We start from the raw sequence: 21,700 nt of genomic DNA, 5'->3' as shown, positions 1-21,700 counted from the left end.
AAAAACCTTCAAGGGAGTCGCCATGGACTACCGTCGGATCGCTAAAGAGTTGCTGAATGAACATCCCCAGACCATTGCGGTGGCTTTGTCCCGCCTGCCCGCTGAACATGCCGGAGAGATTCTGAAGCTGTTGCCCGGTTTTATTCAGGCTGATCTGGTGAACCGGATCGTGCAGACGGATCAACTACCAACTGTCGTGGTTGAGGAGATTGACCGGTTGCTGGATCGCCTGATACGTTAGTTTTGCGGTTGCCATCCATTGTTTCTCATGCTACCAACGCAACTTCATACCAAATCTGAAGGGGTCATCCCATGCTCGCAAATATCGGTGTTGATATCTATAAAACCTGGAGTGAGGACCAACGCCGTGCTGAAATAGGCAAGCTGGTGGAAGGCCATCGTGCCGGACTTTCTCTTGAGATCATGTTTCAAATGGCATCCGCCATTGCCGGAAGCCCGGACAGTGCCCGTGATCATCTGGCCGCCCTGATCCCGGCTGATGAACGGCACAAGATGGTGACGCGGCTGAAAGGGACTGATCAGGCGGTGGCAGCATCGTTCTTAATGTAGCCGCGAAAGAACGCAAAGAACACAGAGAGAAAAGAATGCATACCTTGCTACTACATTGTAACTAATTGTTATGATTGTATAGTGTGTCTTTTGTCTCTTTGAGATCTTTTGCGGCAATCTACCGCTTTTGATATCACTCTTCTGGCCTTCTCATCTTTTTACGCAAGGCTGCCATCCGTTTTTCCGCCACCCGCTGCAGTTTCTGCCCTTTTGGCACCTTGGTGGCCAGCCGTTTCTTTTCTACCCGGTTGCGCTTCTCCAGCGCCAGCCGTAGCCGCTCCATAGCCACCTCACGGTTGCGCAGCTGGGAGCGGTTCTCGGCAGCATGCACTACAATACCGGTGGGTAGATGCCTGATCCGCACCGCAGAATCAGTGGTGTTGCGGTGCTGTCCACCCGGTCCGGAGGCGCGGTAGAATTCTACCCGGATATCTGTTTCGTTAATCTCAATCATCTTGCTTGAAAATACTTAAGACCCAGTTCACCAGTGCCAGCACCAGGCTGAAGGCGAGGGCCCAGAGGAATCCCTGTACCTGAAAGCCGGGCACCAGCTTGGCCGTCAGCATAATCAGCAGGGCATTGATCACCAGACTGAACAGTCCCAGGGTCATGATCGTCAATGGCAGCGTTAAAAGTTTCAGGACCGGTTTGATAATCGCATTGATCAGCCCCAAGACGATTGCCGTCAGTAGAGCCGCTTTGATACCGGATAGATGCACACCTGGTAACAGGTAGGCAGTGATGACAATGGCCAGACCGGATAACAGCCAGTTGATCAGAAAGCTCATGGTCTCTTCTCCTTCAGGTTAAACAGTTTTCCCGATCCGTACTACCCGCTGGGCCAGTGCCAGACAGGCTGGTCGATGGGTCACCACCAGCACAGTCGTTCCCTGCAAGCGTTCTGTCAGATGTTGTACCACAGACTGCTCAATAGCGCCATCCAGCCCTTCGGTCGGCTCATCCAACAGCAGAATCGGTGCCTTACCGACCAGGGCTCGGGCCAGGGCGATCCGTCGTGCCTCGCCACCAGACACTGCGCTGCCGGTCTCACCCACCGGGGTGTCCAGCCCCTGCGGCAAGCCTGCAATCCACTGCTTAAGGCCACTGTCAGCCAGAACAGCACTTAGCTGTTCATCAGTAATTTCCCGCCCCAGCAGGATGTTTTCCCGGATTGTGCTGTTAAACAGGTGCGGTTGTTGCGGTACTGCGGCAACCAGTCGGGAAAGCTGATCTGGTGCTATATCCCGCAGTTCACAACCACCAATACTGATGCTGCCCTGGTAGGGGCGGAAACGGAGTAATAGCTCAACCAGGGTGGACTTGCCGCTACCGCTGGGGCCCACCACCGCCACCCGCTCACCGGGATTAATGACCAGCGAGAACTGCTCCAGCACTGGCTTGCCTTCACCATAGCCACAGCTGACCTGATCCAGCACGATCCTGCATGACTCCGGTAGCTGCGGCTGCAGCGGTTCTGGCAGCGGTATCGGTGCATCAGCCAGTTCTCGAATCCGGCGGATCGCTTCACTGGTGGCAGGGATCAACTGCAGCGAGTGAGCCAGGGGGCCGACCGCCTCAAAGGAAGCTGCGCTGAACAGCAGCAACATCACTAGATTGGGGCCTGCCAGTTGACCGGACTGTACCAGCGGGATGCAGACCAGGGCCAGACCGGCCATGGCTAGGGCGCCGCAGGTGGTGACACCGGCCAGGGTCAGGCTGCTGATCTGCCCCAGCCGGACCTGCTGCTGTACCAGATCGCCGGACAATCCCTCAACCGTCAGAGCCTGTTTATCAGTTGCCCCCAGTAGCAACAGTTCTTCTGCGCCCTGTAGCCCTTCGGTTACTGTGGTGCGCAGTGCTCCGGCCAGCTCTGTTGAGCGTTTGCCCGGCTGCGTAGCCAGGTGACGTGCCAGCAACGGCAGCAGTAGTCCGGCCAGCAGTAGCAACCCCACCAGCACCAGGGCCGCTGATCCGCTCCAGACAAGCACAAACAGCCCTGCCAGCAGAATGGTAAAACCACCGGTAAAAAGTGGTGCAATGATCCGCAGGTAGAGATTTTCCAGACTATCCACATCGGCCCGTAGCCGACCGGCCAGGTCGCCGCCAGCGTAGCTTTCGAGCCCGGCCGGTGCCAGTGGGATCAGGCGCTTAAACAGCCAGACCCTCAAGGAGGCCAGGATATGGAAGGCTGCCTCATGGCTCACCAGCCGTTCGCCGTAGCGCCCCAGGGCCCGCAGGATGGCCAGGGCACGGATGGAGGCCGAGGCAAAGAAGTAGTTAAAGGAGGCCTGGCTGACTCCGGCCACGGCCATGGAGGCGATGAACCAGCCGGAGATCGCCATCAGGGCGGCATTGGCAGCAATCACTGCCACCCCCAGCCCGATACCGCCGGCCATCCAGCGCCAGTGTTGTGAGGCAGGTTTCAGCATCCGCAGCAGTTCTCTCATGGGGCGACCTCCAGATACTCCCGGGAGGTGGTGACCTGCTCCAGCCTGCCTGCGGCCAGCACCACAACCTGCTGACAGCGGCTGATGGTGGCCTCGCGGTGGCTGATGATCAGCATGGTCCGTCCAACAGCCAGCTGTTCCATGGCAGCCAGCACCAGCTGTTCGTTCTCTGCGTCCAGCCCGGCAGTGGGTTCGTCCAGCATCACCAGGCTGGCATCCCGCAGAAAGACCCGTGCCAGGGCCAGTCGCCGCAGTTCACCGCCGGACAGTCCGGCCCCGCGATCACCCAGCCGGGTTGCCAGCCCCTCCGGCAGTGCACTGATCACGCCGGTCAGGGCAGCCGCCTCAAGGGCCTGTTGGATCGCCTGATCATCGGCATCGGGCCTGCCCAGCAGCAGGTTCTCCCGGATCGTGGCGCTGAAGAAGAACGGCTGCTGCGGCACCCAGGCCAGTTGCGACCGCCAGGCAGCCTGATCCAGTTGTGCCAGGTCAACGCTGTTTACCAGGATCTGGCCGGACTCCGGTTGGGCCAACCCCAGCAGCAGGCGGGCCAGGGTTGATTTACCACTGCCGCTGGCGCCGGCCAGGGCGACTATACTGCCTGCCGGGATGGTCAGAGTTATATCCTGTACGCCACCCCGCTGGCCGCCGTAACGGAAGCTTACGGAATCGCAAATTATTTCAGGTGCAAATGGATTAAAACCTTCTGAATCTGAAACACGGAGGCACGGAGGCACAGAGTGAAACTCTTTATTTGTGCTTTTCTCTTTTGTTCTGTTTTCTCTGTGTCTCTGTGTCTCTGTGTTAAATGCCTTTTTGTTTTCCGCCAATAACGGAATGATCCGCTCGGCCGCAGCCATGCCGTTCATCCGGCTATGGTAGGCCAGCCCCAGGTTGCGTAGGGGCAGGTAGTATTCCGGTGCCAACAGCAATACAAACAGGCCATCCAGCAGGGACAGATTTCCGGCCAGCAGGCGGAAGCCGATGATCACCGCCACCACTGCGGTGCCCACGGTTGAGAAAAATTCCAGGGTAAAGGCAGACAGAAAGGCCACCCGCAGCACGGCCATGGTGCCGGTGCGGTACTGGTCCGAAACCTGTGCCACCAGTTCTGCCTCCCGTTTGGCAGCGCCAAAGATCTTCAGGTCAGGCAGCCCCTGCACCAGATCCAGCAGATGGCCTGCCATGCGGGAAAGCCGGGCAAACTGGCGGCGGTTAAGGGTCTCGGTCCCTTTGCCGATCAGCACCATCAAGAGCGGGATAAACGGTGCAGAAAATATCAGTACCAGTGAGGAACGCCACTCTGAGGGCAGTACCACCAGCAGCACTGCCAGCGGCAACAGACCAGCCAACACCATCTGGGGCAGAAAGCGGGCAATATAGGCCTCAAGCCCTTCCACGCCAGCAGTAACTACCTCGGTCAATGGTCCCACTTCACCGGCCATGCCGGTGGGGCGCAGCAGCAACAGCCGTTGGTACAGGGCAGTGCGGACCTGCTGCCTGACCTGTGCTGCCGCCTTGATGGCGGCATGTTCACTCAGATAGGCAGCCAGGCCCCGCAGCAGCGCGACGGCCCCTACCCATGCCAGCAGCGGCAGCAGCGGAGCCAGGCCGATCCCCTCAATCACGGCTCGCTGGCAGACCAGGGCCAGTAACCGTGCCTGCAGGATGATCAGCAGACCACCGCCAAAGGCAGCCAGGATAGCCGCCAGCATGCTGCCTTTGACAGTGCGGGCCTGCTGTCGTAGCCAGGCTTCAGGGGTGGGCTGGTTTGGTATGTTGTCCTGTTTTTCAGTCAACAGCTATCCCTTCACACAGACCAGATACTTCAGATAGCGACCTTCAGGCAGGGTAACCGGGTAGGGGAAGTCAACCGGTTGTCCCTTTTGCTCAATTACTCGCAGTTCAGCTTTGGCCTGCAGGGCACCACGACGCAGCTCCTTCAGGTAGTCAGCCAGATCTGTCTTCTGGTGATTGGAGGAGCAGATCAGCAGGCCACCATCGGTCAGTAATGGCAGGCAGGCTGCCACTAGGTCGCTGGTGCCGCCACGGGTGGTAAAGCGCCCCTTGGTGGTGGTGGAGAAAGAGGGGGGGTCCATCAGGATGATGTCAAACTGCTCGGTACTGCCAGCCAGTTCTGCGAGTTTGGCCATGCAGTCCCCCACCAGGAAGCGGTGCCTTTTAGGATTCAGCCGGTTGGCGTTGAAATTAGCCCGGTTCCAGTCAGTGTAGCCGGGAGAGACATCCACCGAAGTGACCTGGCTTGCACCGCTTGCGGCAGCAGCAACGGAAAAGGCACCGGTGTAGGCAAACAGGTTCAGGAAGCGCTTGCCTGCCATGCGGGGCATCAGACAACGGCGGTTTTCCCGTTGGTCCAGAAACAGTCCGGTGTTGAGCCCTTCTTCCAGTGAAACCAGAAAGGTCAGACCGTTTTCCTCTACCTCCAGCCGTTGCGGTGCAGCGCTGCCTGCCAGCAGTCTGCCATACTTCTTGCTGTCACTGACCGCCTCCAGTTCACGGGTGTTCTGCGGACGCGCCTTTTCGTAGATGCCAGTCGGGTTCAGCAGTTCCTGAAGTGCGCTGGTCACCAGTTTCAGGTGGGGTCGCCAGCCTTCGCAGTAGAGCTGGATCATCAGGTAGTCTGCATAGCGGTCCACGGTCAGGCCGGGCAGGCCGTCTCCCTCGGCATTCACCAGGCGGTAGGCGCTGGTGTCAGCCAGGTCGGCATACCGTTCCCGCAGGGTGATGGCGGCCTGCAGCCGCTTTTTGATCCAGCCGCGATCCAGCTGCATCGAATGATGGGCAAGCACCCGTGCCACGATCCGGTCAGCCGGGTCCAGCAGGGCAATGGCCAGTGGTCTGCCCCGCTCATCAGTCAGCTGTACCAGATCGCCGGCTTTACCCTTGGGCCAACGCTTGGTGAAATTGTCCGCAATGATCCAGGGGTGCCCCAGTTCCAGCATCCTGACTGTATCAGCTCCTACGGTTCGTTGTTCCATCTATTGCTCCCAAACAGTGTAATTGTCTTGCCACGGCATATTGGTAACTCACAAATCCAGCGGACTTTTTGGTTCCTTTACCGTCCGTACCGGTACGCAGTGGGTGTAAATCATGGTAGTTTTTAAACTTGAATGCCCCAACAGAGTCTGAATAACGCGGATATCATACCCTGCCTGTAATAAATGAGTGGCAAAAGAATGCCGGAAGGTGTGTGACGTAACCCGCTTTGGAATTTTAGCCTTACGCACTGCCGGATACAACGCTTCCTGCAGCTCTGATTCATGCAGGTGCCAGCGCCTCCGCTGCCCGTTTTCCTGAACCGTGGTCAGGTTTTTCTGCGGAAAAAACCACTGATGGACAAACTCTTTAGGCGCTTTCGGATATTTCTTTTCCACGGCATCATCCAGAAACACCCCGTCATACCCTGCGGCCAGGTCCCGATCGTGCAGTTCACCTACCGCCTTGATCTGTGCCTGTAACTCCGGCCGTATCGCCTCTGGAATCGGTACCGTACGATCCTTCTTCCCCTTGCCATGTATGGTAAGAATCCCTGCATCAAAATTAAAATCACGCACCCGCAGTTGCAGACATTCAAACTGCCGTAAACCGCAACCAAACAGCAATTTCACCACCAGATCAAAGGGATAGGAAAGCTGGGCAAGAATAGCGTCTATCTCAGGCCGAGACAGCACCACTGGAACATACAGCGACTTCTTGGCACGGGGCACATCGCGCAGTTCGCCAAACTCCCGCTTCAGGCCATGTCTAAAGAAGAACAACAGCGAGTTGAATGCCTGGTTTTGGGTAGAAGCGGCCACCTTGCACTGCACCGCCAGGAAGGTCAGGTACGCCTTCACATCCTCGGCTGTAAGTTCCTGTGGGGGTTTGTTCTTCAAAAAACGCTGAAAATGCCGTGACCATTTGGCATAGGTGATCAACGTCTTGCGGGAATAATGCCGCACCTTGATTTCATTGGCCATGGTTGCCAGAACCGTGTCCCATGCAGGTGAATCGGATGCTTCCTGATAACCGGCCAGGCGGAATTGGGATGGTCGCTGCGGGGTAGGTGATGGCAATAACGAAACAGGTTCCAAGATCACTGAAGAGGGTTCATCCGCAACAGGTCTGCTTTCCTGTGCCAGGGGTTCATGAGGTCGCATCTTAAAGTAAAGGATTACGGCATGGGTAGCCTGTCGACATTGCTCGTCACCCTGCTTCTTTTCACGAAGTTTTTCAGTAAATAGACGCAACCGCTCCATTTTATCATGTACAATTAAATGCTTGGAGCAGAAGTCGAGAAAGTAACGCAACCATTTTACATAGGTTTGATGCTGATCAGCAGCAATGCCATTCCTCTTCAAATGGTTCATATATTGGGCATACACTGCTTTCGGAATGAGAAGCATAAGACCCCCGTCGTTGCCAGTAAAATTACGATATAATAATTGAAGAAAGTAAGCAGTGGATGTATAGCATACCAATCCACACTATCGCTATGTTTGAGGTGATTATTGATCACGCGACTGAAGTTGAAACCGGGCCAAAAAGGGACCAAAGCTCTGGTAGAAAAATATGGCGAGGATCTGGTCTGTGTCCGCTACCGTTACGATGAAGCAAGCCGCACTCGAATAAAAACGGTAGAGATTATTGTAGAAAAGAAGCAGCTACCACCCGTGCAAAGTATGCCTGACAATGCAATGGTACCGGTACAGATCGCCTACGGTGCAAAAGAGCTGGGCAAAATGGCGCGATCTGCAGGTGGAAGCTGGGATGCTGATGTCAAGTTGTGGTATATCCGGTACGGAAACATCAAAGGTACGGAACTGGAAAAGCATATACTATTAGATGCCCAGTTAAAGCAGAAAAGCATCTAATGTTATATGCCACCAAAGCATCTAATATTGGATGCCAGTATATAACATTAGATGCCGGCATATAATACTATATGCCAGTCTAAGCTGGTGATTAACGAGTTGAACAGAGAGGTAAAAATGGTACAGCAGACGATGATCGAGAGTTTCCGCGAGAGGTGTCATCAGGACAATCGTGTTGTTTCCGCGCTGATGTTCGGATCATTTGCGACTGGTGAAGGGGATCGATTTTCTGATATTGAATTCGCAGTATTTATCAGCGACGAGTCATTCGATGAGTTTGAACAGCGCACGTGGCTTAATACGGTCAGTCCAGTAGCGGCTTACTTCCAGGACGATTTCGGCCACCACACAGCACTTTTCTCAAACGGAGTACGTGGCGAGTTCCACTTTATGCGAGCCTCAGAGCAGTCAGTTGTTGCCGGCTGGCAGGGTTACGGGTGGTTTCCTACGCTTGACGCTGGTGTTGTGCTGGATCGAGCGGGCGAACTGTCCAAATATGCGCGGGTTCTGGTGGGAGGACCCCCCAAACGTGAAGGGGCTGAACTGGTGGAGGGGCTGGGCCTTAACCTTATAAACCTGACGCTGTTTGGTGCAAATCTTCTTAATAGAGGCGAATATGCTCGTGCATGGGCCTTGTTGGGTAAGGCTCACGAAAGCCTCCTAAAGCTAGCTCGACTTTACGAGGGGAAAACCGACCATTGGCCCACCCCTTCGCGGGGACTGGAGACCGATCTTTCCGGTAGTGCATATCATCGCTACCTGACTTGTACGGCCAGCGCTGAATGTGTTCCTTTGTACAGGGCCTATCGTGAGTCGTGGGCGTGGAGTAGAGAACTCGTGGATGCTGTTGCCAAACCACATAACATCGAACTCCCACAATCTGTCATGGCACAGGTGGACATTCTGCTTGCTAACGTAGCAGCAGATCCTGGTGGGTGAGTCCTCTTTGGCAACAGACGCAAAATGCTCAACCAGGAAGATGCACCGGCCCAAAAAGGACCGGCCGGTGATCTCCCGGCCCGTTATGCTGAGACTGATTGAAACTGTGAAGAATGCTGAGCTGGCTGAACCTAGAGATGCCAGTATGAATTGATACGAAATATGGATGGAAACGCTTCCGTGGCATCAGAGGGTTGTTTGTTCTTAAGGAACCGTTAAATTTTAACAATTACCCTGCAATGCCAGCTCATTGCCTTAACAAAGGCATTAAGTGTAAACGAAAGGATGAATATTTTGAACCTGAATGTATTGTTGAATAGATTTGTCAGCTTACCTAATTATTTGATCCCCAAACTGGCGCTCACTGTACTGGCTGGCAGCTTGGCTTCTATTAAAGCCGGTAGCCTAACGACACGCGTGATCCGCTGGTACGTGGACCGTTACAGCGTCAATATGACTGAGGCGGCGACCACCGATATCGCTAGCTATAAAACCTTTCAAGAGTTTTTTACCCGGCCGTTAAAGTCCGGTGCACGTCCGTTGGCCAATACTGATTTCGTTTGTCCTGTGGATGGCGCGATCAGCAATTTCGGCCAAATCGAATGCGACCAAATTTTACAGACTAAAGGCCACAAATATTCGATTGCCGCGTTGGTCGGTGGTGACAGGGACTTGGCAGCTGAGTTCGAAAATGGCAGCTACGCTACACTCTATCTCAGCCCGGGCGACTACCACCGCGTCCATATGCCTTGCGACGGACGCCTAATACGCATGGTCTATATCCCTGGCACCCATTTCTCGGTCAACCCGACAACAGTCAGCAAGGTGCCCGGCTTGTTTGCACGAAACGAGCGCGTGGTATGCATTTTCGACTCTGAATTCGGCCGTTTTGCACTGACCCTCGTCGGCGCGACCATCGTCGGTAGCATGGCAACCTTTTGGCACGGCATTATCAACCCACCGCGCCCCGGACGTGTTCGTGAATGGAACTACGAAGCCGATACAGCGATCTGTCTCAAAAAAGGTGAAGAAATGGGACGCTTCCTCCTCGGATCGACGGTCGTTATATTATTCCCCAAAAGCACCCTAACTTTTAACCCAGCGTGGTCGTACGCTCGTCAAGTCCGTATGGGCGAGTTCATGGGGCAAGCAGTGCAATAAGCTTCTGCCGGGAAAGGATCTCCACATAGTTCAGAGGCTGGCGAAATATTTTTTTCGGCTGGTTTCCGGCATCACATGAAAATACTTGTCGCCCTGAAACAGTGACCTTGAAAGAAGATATAGGTGTCAAACCGTACACATTTGACAGTTGTGAGAATTTACTGAAATAACAGGAGTCCCCAACCAGACAGTTGGACACCGCCTGCCCGAAAAGACTGGGCTGGCGGGTCAACTGCCGGGCCGTTGAACAAAACATTCAAAGGAGGACCAAATGAGGGCAAAAGTTACTGATGTGAAATTGGAGGGAACCCAACAGAATGTCTATCTGGCAACCGTTTCAATAACAGACCCAGAAACCGACGAGTTCATTGTTGAGTGCAAATACGTGGCGCCTGATCCGAATAATCCCATGGATTTGCCATATTTCGCTATTTCTGATTCATCGAAGATACTTATTCAGTCAAAAAATTACAAAGTCAGCTCGATCAATCTTGTTCTAAAACCTGCCGTCATCAGTTTTACAGAAAACTTATAACCAGCCGATTTAAAGGCAAATCAAACCAATTCGCCCCACATGTGGGAAATAAAATCAAAGGAGAAATTTATGCAATTAGTTGAAAGTCAGGTTAACGCGTCAGCGCTTGTTGAAATTTTTGGGGCTGCTTTTATGGATGTTACCGATTTTGATGCAGATTCGTTCAGAGTGAAGGGAGAAAAAGTACCTGTCAATGTTACCGTGGATTCAGACCGCAAACTGATCAAATTTCATTTTTTCAATAGAATGAAAAATATAAATATGGCAACAGCGTCGCAAATCGCCAACAAAATGAACGAGGAATATATATTTGTAAGCTTTTCTGCCGTTGAATATGAAGGGACAATATTTTTCACCAGCTCGTATTACATGACATTCAAAAAGGGACTAATAAAATACCAACTGGTAGATAATCTCAAAACTTTCGAACGAATTACACTTGAAGCAGCCATGGCTGAATTTGGAGACTACTTTTGAGTATGTGTTTTGTAACTACTCCTTAAGATTGGAGACGCTACGCGTCTGTAAAACGGAACACGATGGTTCAACCATCGGCAAGACCGGCCCAAAAAACGGGCCGGTCAGCCTCATCCCCGTTGAACAAAAAAACCCCGCATAATTGCAATTACACGGGGTTCATAGCAGATATTCATTAGCCTTTAAGCGATTACGATCCTGAGAAAGCGACGCTTGCCGATCTGGACAATGTACTCGCCGCTGGCGGTCAGCTCCAGGTTGGTATTGCTGACTTTCTCACCATTCAGCTTGACCCCGCCCTGATCAATGGAGCGGCGGGCTTCGCCATTGGATTTGGTTAACCCGGCCTCGGTCAAGGCCTTGGCCAGCAGCAGGGGGCAATCAGCCGCGCCATAACTGACCTGGGGCATCTCATCCGGGATCTCATTTTCCTTGAACCGTTTCACAAAGTTTTCTTCAGCAGCATCGCCGGTACCGGCCCCGTGGAAACGGGTCACAATCTCGCGGCCCAAGGCCTTTTTGGCAGCCATCGGATGTACTGAGCCATCAGCCAGAGCTACCTTTAACTGCTCGATCTCGGCAATGCTCTTGTCAGACAGCAGTTCATAGTAACGCAGCATCAATTCATCAGAGATGGACATGACCTTGCCGAAGATCTCGTCCGGCGCCTCGCTGATGCCGATGTAGTTGCCCAATGATTTCGACATCTTGTTGACGCCATCCAGACCTTCCAGCAGCGGCATGGTCAGCACGCACTGGGGTGTCTGACCCCACTCACGCTGCAGCTCGCGCCCCATCAGCAGGTTGAACTTCTGATCGGTGCCGCCCAGCTCCACATCGGCCTTCATGGCCACCGAGTCATAGCCCTGGATCAACGGGTACAGGAATTCGTGGATCGCAATCGGCTGTTGGGTGCTGTAGCGCTTGTGGAAGTCATCCCGTTCCAGCATGCGGGCCACGGTGTATTTTGAGGCCAGGCCGATCATGCCGCCGCAGCCCAGTTCGTTCAGCCAGGAGGAGTTGAAGACCACCTTGGTCTTTTCCGGGTCAAGGATCTTGAAGACCTGCTCTTTGTAGGTCTCGGCATTGCGCAGGACATCTTCGCGGGTGAGGACCTTGCGGGTCTCGGACTTGCCGGTGGGGTCGCCGATCATACCGGTGAAGTCGCCGATCAGGAAGTGGACATCATGGCCTAACTGCTGAAACTGACGCAGCTTCTGGATCAGTACCGTATGCCCCAGGTGCAGGTCGGGTGCGGTGGGGTCAAAACCGGCCTTGATGATCAGCGGTCGGCCGGTGGCCAGTTTGTCTTCCAGTTCCTTCTGGATCAGCAGTTCAACACAGCCGCGCTTGATCACGGCAATCTGTTCGGCAACGGTCATATCCTACTCCTTCAGGTACAACCCCTCCCCGCTCCCCTTGTCAGGGGAGAGCCAAAAACATCCCCCTGACAAAGGGGGACTGAGGGGGGTTAATCAGTTTCTATCTTCAACAGGCAGCATTGATCCGCTCAATGCTGACGGCTTTGCCTGTTTTTGTGTCTATCCCGATCACCACGGCATTAATCCGCAGATCCTTCTTGGGGATGTCGAACTTGACTGACTGCTGGGTCAGGAAACGCTGGATCGCCTGTCCTTTGTCCACGCCGATCACCGAATCAAAGGAACCGGTCATCCCCACATCGGTGATGTAAGCGGTGCCGTTCGGCAGGATCCGCTCATCAGCGGTCTGGACATGAGTGTGGGTGCCCACCACCGCAGAGACCCGGCCATCCAGGTACCAGCCCAGGGAGGCCTTCTCAGAGGTGGTCTCGGCATGGAAATCCAGCAGAATGATGGACGTTTGCTTCCTCAGGAGTTCCAGCTCCGCATCGGCGCAACGGAAAGGACAGTCCAGGTTCTTCATGTAGACCCGGCCTTCCAGATTCAGCACGCCGACCTTGATACCGCCCGGGGTTTCAAGCAGGGTGGAGCCGCGGCCCGGGGTGCCGGGCGGGTAGTTGAGCGGACGGATGATCCGCTCTTCCCGATCCAGAAACCCGCTGTTGTCTTTCTTGTCCCAGATATGGTTGCCGCTGGTCAGCAGATGGACCCCCTGACGATACAGTTCGTCAGCCGTGTCCGGGGTGATGCCGAAACCACCGGCAGCGTTTTCGCCGTTGGCAATCACCAGGTCAACCGCATGACGATCCACCAGCCGGTGCAGTTCCCGGTTGATGGCGGTCCGGCCCGGGCTGCCGACGATGTCGCCTATGAATAAGATGCGGACTGACATTTACCGTGCAAACTCTGTGGCTCGCGTTTCACGAATCACATTGACCTTGATCATGCCGGGGTAGGTCATCTCGCTCTCGATCTTTTTGGCAATATCCCGTGCCAGCAGTACCGATTGTTCGTCGGAAACCTGATCACTGGAGACCATGACCCGGATCTCGCGACCGGCCTGGATGGCAAAGGAACCGCTGACACCGTTAAAGGAGGTGGCGATCCGCTCCAGGTCTTCCAACCGCTTGACATAGGATTCCATCATCTCGCGCCGTGCGCCGGGACGTGCGCCGGAGAGGGCATCGGCTGCCTGTACCAGCACCGCCAGGATCGTGGAGGGTTTTTCGTCTTCATGGTGAGCCGCAATGGCGTGGACAATCTTGGGTGATTCCCCGTATTTCCGTGCCAGATCAGCGCCGATGACGGCATGGGAACCTTCAACCTCATGGTCAACCGCCTTGCCCAGGTCATGCAGCAGCCCGGCCCGCTTGGCCTGCTTGACGTTGATCCCCAGCTCGGCAGCCATGATACCGCACAGGAAGGCGACTTCAAGGGAGTGCTGATAGACGTTCTGAGTGTAGGAGGTGCGGTATTTGAGGCGGCCGATCAGCTTGAGCACCTCAGGATGGATGCCATGCACACCCAGGTCAAAGGCGGCCTGTTCGCCAGCCTCCTTGATCGCCTTTTCAACCTCTTCTTCAGATTTTGCAACCACTTCTTCAATCCGGCCCGGGTGAATCCGGCCATCGGCCAGCAGTTTTTCCAGCGACAGGCGGGCAACCTCACGGCGGACCGGGTTGAAGCCGGACAGGATTACCGCTTCGGGGGTGTCATCAATGATCAGGTCTATACCGGTGGCAGCCTCCAGTGCGCGGATGTTGCGGCCTTCACGTCCGATAATCCGGCCTTTCATTTCATCAGACGGCAGTGGTACCACGGAGACGCATTTTTCAGAGACATACTCGCCGGCATAACGTTGAATCGCCGCTGCGATGATCTCCTTTGCCTTCTTGTCGGCAGTTTCCTTGGCTTCTTCCTCAATCAGTTTGATCCGCTTGGCCGCATCGTGACGTGCCTCACTCTCCATGGTCTCGATCAGAGAGTTTTTTGCCTCCTCTGCGGTCATGCCGGAGATCTGCTCAAGCCGCGCCCGCTGTTCACTGGCAGCTTTGGCCAGCTCTTCCTCTTTGGCTGACAGGGTCTGTTCTTTAACGGAGACGGACTGTTCCTTCTTCAGCAGGTCCATCTCTTTCTGATCGACCAAGGCTGATTTTTTATCCAGATGTTCTTCCTTTTGCTGTATCCTTTTTTCCTGAACCTGAATTTCACGCTTCTTTTCTTTTAACTCACCTTCAGCAGCCTCTTTGGCTTCAAGGGCCGCGTCCTTTGCCTTCAGTTCAGCCTCTTTTGCGATGTTGTCTGCTTCACGACGGGCATCTTCAAGCAGGCGTGCTGCCAACTCTTCCGCCTGAGCTACAAGTCCCTCAGTGCTTTTGCGTCCAAAACGGTTGCCTGCGACATACGCTACACCGGCGACCGCAACGATCACCAACGCCATGACGATACTGGTTATCATACCGCCTCCTTCCGTATATTTAATCCGGCGTACTGCCGGTTCCTGCCTCGGTTCCTGATACGCTGATCAGGCGTTTGTCCGTTACAATATGCTGCATCCTGATGTCATGCCCCTCTGCCGGTATCCGTTCCAAGAGCTGAAAATCATGGCATAATCCAACAAGTGTGCCGTGTTGTGGCAGCTGGCTCAGGCAGCGGTCATAGTAGCCTTTGCCAAAACCGATGCGGTGCCCCTGCAGGTCAAAGGCAACCCCCGGCACCACAATCAGGTCCGCCGTTTCAAGTGCGTGGTCCTCGCCCAGCCGGCATGGCTCGAGGATGCCAAAGGCACCGGGAGTACATTGCTCCGGCGTGTTAACCTCCCTGAATTGCAGGGTTGTGCCGCAGACAACGGGATACAGCACCCGCTTCCCCTCGCAGCGTGCCTTGGAAAAAAGCAGCCCGGTATCGATTTCCCGCTGGATCGGCGAATAGAGTGCGATGCACGCTGCCCGTTGAAAGGCCTCAAGGCTGATCAGGCGTAATTGTGCCGCTGTACTCGCATCCTGCCAGAGGGCGTGATCAATGGCCCGGCGGCGGGCCAACAGATCGGAGCGTAATGATTTCTTGGGCATGCCAGCCCTCATAAAAATGCGTACAAACAGGATGTTACCCAGGAGCTGGGTCTGGTCTGCTGCAGGGAGGATGGAAGAAAAATCCGGTAGTGCCGGTTCTGCTGTTACCGGATGCCCCTTTCATGCCGGGGATATATAAAGCCAGTGCAGGTATCAGTACGCAACAAATGCGAAAACTGAACTAATACAGATGGTTCATGCGTTGGTAGTATATATCAAGTCTCCCTGAAGAGACCGGGTGCTCATGCCAGTTCAGGCCGCTGTCCCAGGCCTGGCTTCACTGTTGTATCCTGCTGATTATTACTGTCTGTTCCTGTACGCCCATTCATCCATGCCGCAGAAAGCTGCGTCGTTGATGTAATTTGTCAATTATTTGATTACAAAACGTGATCCAACTGCTCAAGCATGCTGGTAAGTCTGGCTTCCAGTGTGCTGCCTGAGCCGTCCTGCCGGTGCTGCAGTTCCAGGTATGATTCCGACAGGTTCAGCAATGCCAGGGTCACCAGCAGCTGTGGGTCGGCTGTGGTCAGCCGGGAGCGGATCGCTTCAATCCGCTCATTGACAAAGGCCTCGACCTCACGCACCTTTTCCTCAGGTGCTGCACTACGGACCGGAATTTCACGTCCCAGTACCGTGACCAGATGGCCCCTGATCATGCCTTACACGCCTTCAAGTCTACTCAGTATGCTATCAATGCGTCCTTTGAGGCCTTCACGCTCCTGCTGCAGACGTGCATTTTCTTCAGCCAGCATCCGCTTTTCTTCCTTGAGGGCCGCATAGTTGGACAACAGGGTGCTGATTTTTTCTTCAAGTTTTTCAAAAAGTTCTGCTTCCACGACGGTGTCTCCTTCTGAAGGTGCAATAATGTATTGATTTTCCTGAATAAAGTCAAGGCCCATTTGCATGGGGGCGTCCGTGCCGTGCTGGTTATGAGGTTTGGAAGAGGGCATCCACAAACTCGTTGGGTTCAAATTCGCGCAGGTCGTCAATACCTTCGCCTACCCCGATAAAGCGGACAGGCAGGCCGAATTCATGGGAAACCGCCACCACAATACCGCCTTTGGCAGTGCCATCCAGCTTGGTCAGGGCAATGCCGGTCACCCCGGCAGACTCCTTAAAGAGCCGGGCCTGGGAAAGGGCATTCTGGCCGGTGGCGCCATCAAGTACCAGCAGCGTTTCGTGGGGGGCCCCGGGGATTTCACGTCCGATAACACGATGGATCTTCTTCATCTCTTCCATCAGGTTGACCTTGGTATGTAACCGTCCGGCCGTGTCGATGATCAGGATCTCTGTGCCACGGCTGACCGCAGCCTTGCAGGCATCAAAGGCAACTGCCGACGGGTCGGCACCCTCCTGATGGCGGATAACGGACACGCCGGCCCGGTCGCCCCAGATCTCAAGCTGTTCTGCTGCAGCGGCACGGAAGGTATCACCTGCCGCCAGCAGTACCTTGCGGCCTTCAGCAGCATATTTGGCGGCCAGCTTGCCGATGGTGGTGGTCTTGCCGACGCCGTTGACCCCTACCACCAGGATGGTAAACGGTGCCGTTCCCTCAAGCCGCAGCGGGGTATGGTGTGCCAGCAGGCGTGCCAGCAGTTCATCTTTCAAGGCACCGCGCAAGGCGGCACCATCTTTCAGTTCATTGCGTGAGAGGCGCTGCTCCAGGCTGCGGATCAGCTCTACCGTGGTCTTGACCCCGATATCGGATGTGATCAGGATCTCTTCCAGCTCCTCCAGGGTGTCGGCATCGATCTCCTTTTTGCCGAGTACCAGCGCATCGATCCGGCCCACCAGGCCGTCGGTGGTCTTTTTCAGGCCTGCCTTGAGGCGTTCAAACAGGCCCGGCTTTTTCCGGGATTCGTCTGCAGGTGGCTGTTCGGTTTGTAACTCCTGGGGAGCGGTTCCGGTTGCCCGTTCAAACATCCCCCGCAAAAACCCTTTCCGCTCTTCAGACATCAAAGCTCCTTCTTCAAACGTGCCAACGCATTGTTGAAATGGTGGCGTGCCAGACCGGCCGGACAGGCCCTTTCTGTCTGGAGTACCAGTGAATAATCCGGGTCTACCGTGCCGATCAGCAGAACCTGGCGCTCCGAGGTGATCACCACATCTTCGATTTCGCCCCCCTGGCTTTCGGCATGGGTTTCACGCAGCCGTGACAGGATAATTCCCTTGTGGGCGCCGACAAAGCGTATATCGTAGGAGTCGCAGTGGCAGTATTCCTGTACCGCCTCGCCCTCCCAGTCTACCAGAATGGCACCCACGGCACCGGGTACGGCATCCACCAGCTCTTTCAGTATGGCATGAAACGGCATGGAAAACTCCTTGCAGATACGCAGGAAATGTCCTCATTAGATAGCAGAACAGCCTGTCTAATGCAATCGTACAGACACCAGTCGCGATGCCCCCGGCTCTTCCATCGTGACGCCGTACAGTGTGTCGGCAACTGCCATGGTGGTTTTGTTGTGCGTGATAATGATGAATTGGGATATGGCGCTCATCTCACGCACCATGTCGTTGAAACGCCCGATGTTTGCATCGTCCAGCGGGGCATCAACCTCGTCAAGCAGGCAGAACGGCGTCGGCTTGATCAAAAAGATCGAGAAGATCAAGGCAACAGCGGTCAGCGCCTTTTCGCCCCCTGACAGCAGCATCACATTGGCCAGCTTTTTGCCGGGAGGCTGGACGATGATGTCGATACCGGTCTCCAGCAGATCCTGCTCGTCGGTCAGCTTCAGCTCTGCCCGGCCGCCGCAGAACAGACGTGGAAAGACCTCCTGAAACTTTTCGTTGATCAGGGTAAAGGCCTCAAGGAAGCGTTTGCGTGTGGTGCGGTTGATGCGGTGGATCGCCTGTTGCAGATCCTGCAGCGACTCTTCAAGGTCTGATTTCTGCGAGGCAAGAAAATCATAGCGCTGCTCCATGCCGGCATACTCTTCGATGGCCATCAGGTTAACTTCACCCAACTCGTCGATCAGCCGTTCAAGGTCGGTCTGGCGGACCCGCGCAACCACAGGGTCCAGCGTCTGTTCACCCAGGCGCTCCCGCACCTCGGACAGGCCGATCCGGTGGCGGTCTTGCAGGGACTGCTCAAGGTGTTCCCGCTGCAGGGTGAGCGATGAGACCTTCAGCGACAGGTCGGCATGCAGCTGGCGGATCGCCTCACGCTCGTCGCGACGCAGGCGTGCATCATGTTCTGCCGTGGTTAGCTCTGTTGCCGCTGTCTCGTACTGTTTTCTGACAAGCAGCAGCAGTTCATCCTGCCGGCGTTGCTGTTCAAGCAGGTCTGCAAGACGGATCTCCTCGGATTCTATCCGGTTATGCAGCTCTTGGCGGTTGTTCTCGGATTGCTCCTGTTCGTCCGCACCGTTTTTGATTCTGCGCTCATGCTCATCCAGTTGGGCTGTAAGGGAGGCCCTGGTGCGCTGATGGGCCTCGCCCTGCTCCCGGAGGGTGGCAACGGTGACCCGTTGTGTGGTCAGGGTCTCGCGTGCCGTAGCCAGGATCAGGCGCTGCCCTTCGATCTCGGCAGTAATGCCGCGGGATTCCTGCTCAAGTTGTCTGGCCTGGAGCTCGGCAGCCTCCTGGCCGATCGCGGCGCTTTTCAGTTCTTCCTGCAGTAGGCACTGTTCTTCGTCAAGCGTGGAACGTTCAAGCACTAACAGCTTGAGCCGTTCAGCAAGCTGGGCCGCCTGAGCCTCGAGTTGCTGCCGGTCCTTGACCAGCCCTGCCAGGGTCAGATCGAGCTGATGCAGGCTGCTGCGTGCCTGCAGCAGCTCTTGAGCGGCAACCTGCAGGTCGGCGCGTACCCGGTCCCGCTCGGACTCGCAGGACTCCAGCTCGGCCAGCAGGCCTTCCACCAGCAGTTCAAGTGATCTGATCTCACGTTTTTTATGGATGATACCATTCTGGGCGGTCTCGGCTGAACCGCCGCTGACAGTGCCGTCGGGTGCAACAACATCGCCCTCTCTGGTGACAAAGGTCTGCTCTGGATAGCGGCGGGAATAGGCCAGGGCCTCTTCAAGACTGTGTGCCAGGTGCACCTGGGCAAGCATCCGCTGTACCGGCAGCCTGGCATTGTCATTGACCTCCACCAGCGAGAGGAGGGCGGGTGCACCGCTAATTGCACTGCTGGTGCGGGGTGACGTGTTGCCGGCGGGAAAGGCCAGCTGGGCTCGTCCTGCGGCGTGCTGCCGAAGATACTGAATTGAACTGATCAGTTCCTGTTCCGACCCGCACAGGATTGTTTGCAGGCGTTCAGCCAGTACCGCCTCAACAGCAACCTCGTACTCCTCGGGCACCAGCAGGTTGTCGGCCAGCAATCCGCCAAAACGGCTCCGTAGCGGTGATTCCGTCATTAAAAGACGTACCCCCTGACCGTAGCCGGCAAACTGGGCCTCAAGCTCCTGTAGCGATGTCAGGCGTGAGCGGTTCTGGCTCAACGCATCACGTCGGCTTTGTACCAGCTGTTCCAGCTCGGGCAGTTGTGCCTTCAGCACCCGCTCCTGCTCGGTAAGCCGAGCAAGCTCGGTCGTTGCCGCTTGATGTTCCAGGGCGCAGTGCTGGCATTCCGCTTCAACCTTTGTGTGGCTGGCTGCGTTTTCGGCCTGCTTTTCAATCAGTTGGGCCTCTTCCCGTGCATGGCGCTCAAGGCGCTCTGCCAGCATGACCAGCCGTTTCTGTGCCTGTTCATGGCGGGTACGGCAGTGGGTTGCCTCACCGGTTGCGCTGAAAAGCTCTCTGCGTTTCGTGTCAAGCTGCCGGTTAAGCTCTTCATAGCGCTGTTCCTGTTCCTTATGCCCCTCAAGCAGGCCGGCCAGCTCTGCTTCCGCAGTGAGCAGGTCGCTGCCGGTCGTCTGTTGCAGTTGCAGCAGATTGGTCAGTTCTGTTGCAAGTACATCCCTTCGCAGGGAGATGGTCTGAAGCTCGGCCACCAGTCTGGTCAGCCGTTCTGCAATGGCGTCGCGCTCTTTGCGACAGAAGTTCAGACTGCTCTCGCAGGCAGCGGCTTCGCTGCGAAACCTGAACTGCTCTTCCTGCTGGATGTTTAATGCCTTTTCGGCCTCCAGCATGGCCAGACGCTGCAGTTCCACCTGGTTGTCTGCCGTGTCGGCTGCCGTTACTATCTCCTGCATCCGGTTTTTCAGTTCCGCTAACTGCTGTTTGGACTGGTGCTGGTCCTGCTGCAGTGTCGAGGCTTGATGCAGGGTGAACTGCAGGTCGATCTCCCGCAGTTCTTCACGGTATTCGCGGAACTTTTCCGCCTTTTTGGCCTGGCGCTGCAGGCTGTTGAGCTGCCGCTTGATCTCGCCGAGTACATCTGCCAGCCGCAGCAGGTTCTGGCGGGTGGCTTCAATCTTTTTCAGGGCGAGCTGTTTTCTGGTCTTGTATTTGGTAACGCCGGCGGCCTCTTCGATCAGCAACCGCCGCTCTTCAGGACGTGAGTGCAGAATCTGGCCGATCTTGCCTTGCTCGATGATTGAATAGGCCTTGGTCCCCACCCCGGTATCCATGAACAGCTCCGAGATATCCAGCAGGCGACAGGGGGTCTTGTTGATCAGGTATTCACTCTCGCCATCGCGATAGAGGCGGCGGGTCAGCTGTATCTCGCTGAATTCCAGATATTTGGCCGGGGCACGCCCGTCTTCGGTGGAAAAAACAAGCGAAACCTCTGCCATCCCCAACGGTTTCCTGCTATCGCTGCCTGCAAAGATGATGTCTTCCATCGCCTTGCCGCGCAGGTTCTTGGCAGACTGCTCCCCCATACACCAGCGCATCGCATCCACAATGTTGGATTTGCCGCAGCCGTTGGGGCCTACCACGCCGGTCACCCCCTGCTGGAAATCCAGAACCACCTTGTCGGCAAACGATTTAAACCCGGCTATTTCGAGTCGCTTGATTTTCATGCTGAAGCTGATTTTCCCTCTATTGCTGCAGGTTGCCAGGGTGCTGCAACGCAACATCGTTGCATGCAACAGCCGATAACCTACTGTTATTGCTGATTAGGTTCAGGTTACTGGCTGGCTGTGTGTTGCAGTGCTGTCTGCAACATGGCCCTGAAACCGGCAGGCCTGGTATCGGCCTCTGCAGGCTGATATCTTGTGTAACATGCTTAAACTACTATATTTTTTTAAAATAATGTGTATTTTTTTACGGATTGGCACGCAAGCTGTAATAGAGAAAACATGAACGGCACATCACAGGGTGCCAAAACAAGATCCCAGTTATACGACACGCACCATAAAAA

21 protein-coding genes and 1 pseudogene are annotated in these 21,700 nt (G+C 55.3%); 7 read left to right on the top strand and 15 right to left on the bottom strand.

Translation table 11 applies throughout. The features are described 5' to 3' along the window. The first annotated feature begins 22 nt into the window (after window positions 1-22). Both FY034_RS16465 and FY034_RS16460 read left to right on the top strand, forming a co-directional pair. Window positions 23-241: a hypothetical protein gene (locus FY034_RS16465; protein WP_265552489.1), complete on the top strand. Its 219-nt coding sequence runs from the start codon at window positions 23-25 to the stop codon at window positions 239-241. Between the two features lie 71 nt (window positions 242-312). After that, window positions 313-570 carry a hypothetical protein gene (locus FY034_RS16460; RefSeq protein WP_265552487.1) on the top strand — a complete coding sequence of 86 codons (258 nt, stop codon included), beginning with the start codon at window positions 313-315 and terminating at the stop codon, window positions 568-570. Between the two features lie 133 nt (window positions 571-703). Here the strand turns inward: FY034_RS16460 and FY034_RS16455 are convergent. The 6 genes and pseudogenes from FY034_RS16455 to FY034_RS16430 all read right to left on the bottom strand — a co-directional run. Then, a pseudogene (locus tag FY034_RS16455) lies at window positions 704-1,021 on the bottom strand (peptide chain release factor-like protein); the annotation flags it as partial. Next, window positions 1,017-1,358, bottom strand: a complete 342-nt coding sequence (locus FY034_RS16450; protein ID WP_265552486.1) for a phage holin family protein — start codon at window positions 1,356-1,358, stop codon at window positions 1,017-1,019. The gene FY034_RS16450 and the pseudogene FY034_RS16455, both read right to left, overlap by 5 nt. A gap of 18 nt (window positions 1,359-1,376) precedes the next feature. Continuing rightward, window positions 1,377-3,017 (bottom strand): thiol reductant ABC exporter subunit CydC, encoded by a 1,641-nt coding sequence (cydC, locus tag FY034_RS16445; protein ID WP_265552484.1) that lies wholly within the window; start codon window positions 3,015-3,017, stop codon window positions 1,377-1,379. After that, the gene (gene cydD / locus FY034_RS16440; RefSeq protein ID WP_265552482.1) at window positions 3,014-4,816 is read right to left on the bottom strand and encodes a thiol reductant ABC exporter subunit CydD; all 1,803 of its coding nucleotides are present in this window, start codon (window positions 4,814-4,816) and stop codon (window positions 3,014-3,016) included. The genes cydC and cydD overlap by 4 nt, the downstream gene beginning before the upstream one ends. 3 nt (window positions 4,817-4,819) lie before the next feature. Then, a complete protein-coding gene (locus FY034_RS16435) occupies window positions 4,820-6,016 on the bottom strand; it encodes a class I SAM-dependent rRNA methyltransferase (protein WP_265552480.1) in 1,197 nt (398 codons plus the stop codon). 48 nt (window positions 6,017-6,064) lie between these two features. Continuing rightward, complete coding sequence (locus FY034_RS16430) at window positions 6,065-7,498, bottom strand: integron integrase (protein WP_322573229.1); 1,434 nt, start codon at window positions 7,496-7,498, stop codon at window positions 6,065-6,067. A gap of 48 nt (window positions 7,499-7,546) precedes the next feature. Between FY034_RS16430 and FY034_RS16425 the strand changes: the two genes are divergently transcribed. The 5 genes from FY034_RS16425 (at window position 7,547) to FY034_RS16405 (ending at window position 11,003) form a co-directional block, all read left to right on the top strand. Further along, window positions 7,547-7,891 carry a hypothetical protein gene (locus FY034_RS16425; protein WP_265552478.1) on the top strand — a complete coding sequence of 115 codons (345 nt, stop codon included), beginning with the start codon at window positions 7,547-7,549 and terminating at the stop codon, window positions 7,889-7,891. A 117-nt stretch (window positions 7,892-8,008) separates the two neighbouring features. Then, entirely contained in the window at window positions 8,009-8,830 is an 822-nt protein-coding gene (locus tag FY034_RS16420; protein WP_265552476.1) for a nucleotidyltransferase domain-containing protein, read from the top strand. 294 nt (window positions 8,831-9,124) lie between these two features. Then, the gene (gene asd / locus FY034_RS16415; protein WP_265552473.1) at window positions 9,125-9,991 is read left to right on the top strand and encodes an archaetidylserine decarboxylase; all 867 of its coding nucleotides are present in this window, start codon (window positions 9,125-9,127) and stop codon (window positions 9,989-9,991) included. 271 nt (window positions 9,992-10,262) lie between these two features. Then, complete coding sequence (locus FY034_RS16410) at window positions 10,263-10,526, top strand: hypothetical protein (RefSeq protein WP_265552471.1); 264 nt, start codon at window positions 10,263-10,265, stop codon at window positions 10,524-10,526. A gap of 69 nt (window positions 10,527-10,595) precedes the next feature. Further along, complete coding sequence (locus tag FY034_RS16405) at window positions 10,596-11,003, top strand: hypothetical protein (protein ID WP_265552470.1); 408 nt, start codon at window positions 10,596-10,598, stop codon at window positions 11,001-11,003. A 182-nt stretch (window positions 11,004-11,185) separates the two neighbouring features. Here the strand turns inward: FY034_RS16405 and tyrS are convergent, their stop codons facing one another. From tyrS to smc, 9 genes are all read right to left on the bottom strand, one after another. Then, complete coding sequence (gene tyrS / locus FY034_RS16400; RefSeq protein WP_265552468.1) at window positions 11,186-12,385, bottom strand: tyrosine--tRNA ligase; 1,200 nt, start codon at window positions 12,383-12,385, stop codon at window positions 11,186-11,188. A gap of 106 nt (window positions 12,386-12,491) precedes the next feature. Continuing rightward, a complete protein-coding gene (locus FY034_RS16395) occupies window positions 12,492-13,277 on the bottom strand; it encodes a TIGR00282 family metallophosphoesterase (protein ID WP_265552466.1) in 786 nt (261 codons plus the stop codon). Next, window positions 13,278-14,843: a ribonuclease Y gene (rny, locus tag FY034_RS16390; RefSeq protein ID WP_265552465.1), complete on the bottom strand. Its 1,566-nt coding sequence runs from the start codon at window positions 14,841-14,843 to the stop codon at window positions 13,278-13,280. A gap of 19 nt (window positions 14,844-14,862) precedes the next feature. Further along, window positions 14,863-15,456 (bottom strand): 5-formyltetrahydrofolate cyclo-ligase, encoded by a 594-nt coding sequence (locus FY034_RS16385; RefSeq protein ID WP_265552463.1) that lies wholly within the window; start codon window positions 15,454-15,456, stop codon window positions 14,863-14,865. Between the two features lie 377 nt (window positions 15,457-15,833). Further along, window positions 15,834-16,112, bottom strand: coding sequence for a cell division protein ZapA (locus FY034_RS16380; RefSeq protein WP_265552461.1), 279 nt, complete (start codon window positions 16,110-16,112; stop codon window positions 15,834-15,836). 3 nt (window positions 16,113-16,115) lie between these two features. Next, entirely contained in the window at window positions 16,116-16,406 is a 291-nt protein-coding gene (locus FY034_RS16375) for a cell division protein ZapB (RefSeq protein ID WP_265552459.1), read from the bottom strand. Beyond that, complete coding sequence (gene ftsY / locus FY034_RS16370; RefSeq protein WP_265552457.1) at window positions 16,384-17,412, bottom strand: signal recognition particle-docking protein FtsY; 1,029 nt, start codon at window positions 17,410-17,412, stop codon at window positions 16,384-16,386. Before ftsY ends, FY034_RS16375 begins: the two co-directional genes overlap by 23 nt. Continuing rightward, window positions 17,412-17,768, bottom strand: coding sequence for a roadblock/LC7 domain-containing protein (locus FY034_RS16365; protein ID WP_265552455.1), 357 nt, complete (start codon window positions 17,766-17,768; stop codon window positions 17,412-17,414). The genes ftsY and FY034_RS16365 overlap by 1 nt, the downstream gene beginning before the upstream one ends. 57 nt (window positions 17,769-17,825) lie before the next feature. Next, on the bottom strand, window positions 17,826-21,359 hold the full coding sequence (gene smc / locus FY034_RS16360) for a chromosome segregation protein SMC (protein WP_265552453.1): 3,534 nt from the start codon (window positions 21,357-21,359) through the stop codon (window positions 17,826-17,828). Window positions 21,360-21,700 lie beyond the last annotated feature (341 nt).

Source organism: Trichlorobacter lovleyi (assembly GCF_015239775.1).
GTDB classification, from domain to species: Bacteria; Desulfobacterota; Desulfuromonadia; order Geobacterales; family Pseudopelobacteraceae; genus Trichlorobacter; species Trichlorobacter lovleyi_B.
This window is presented reverse-complemented; position numbering and strand designations above follow the sequence as displayed.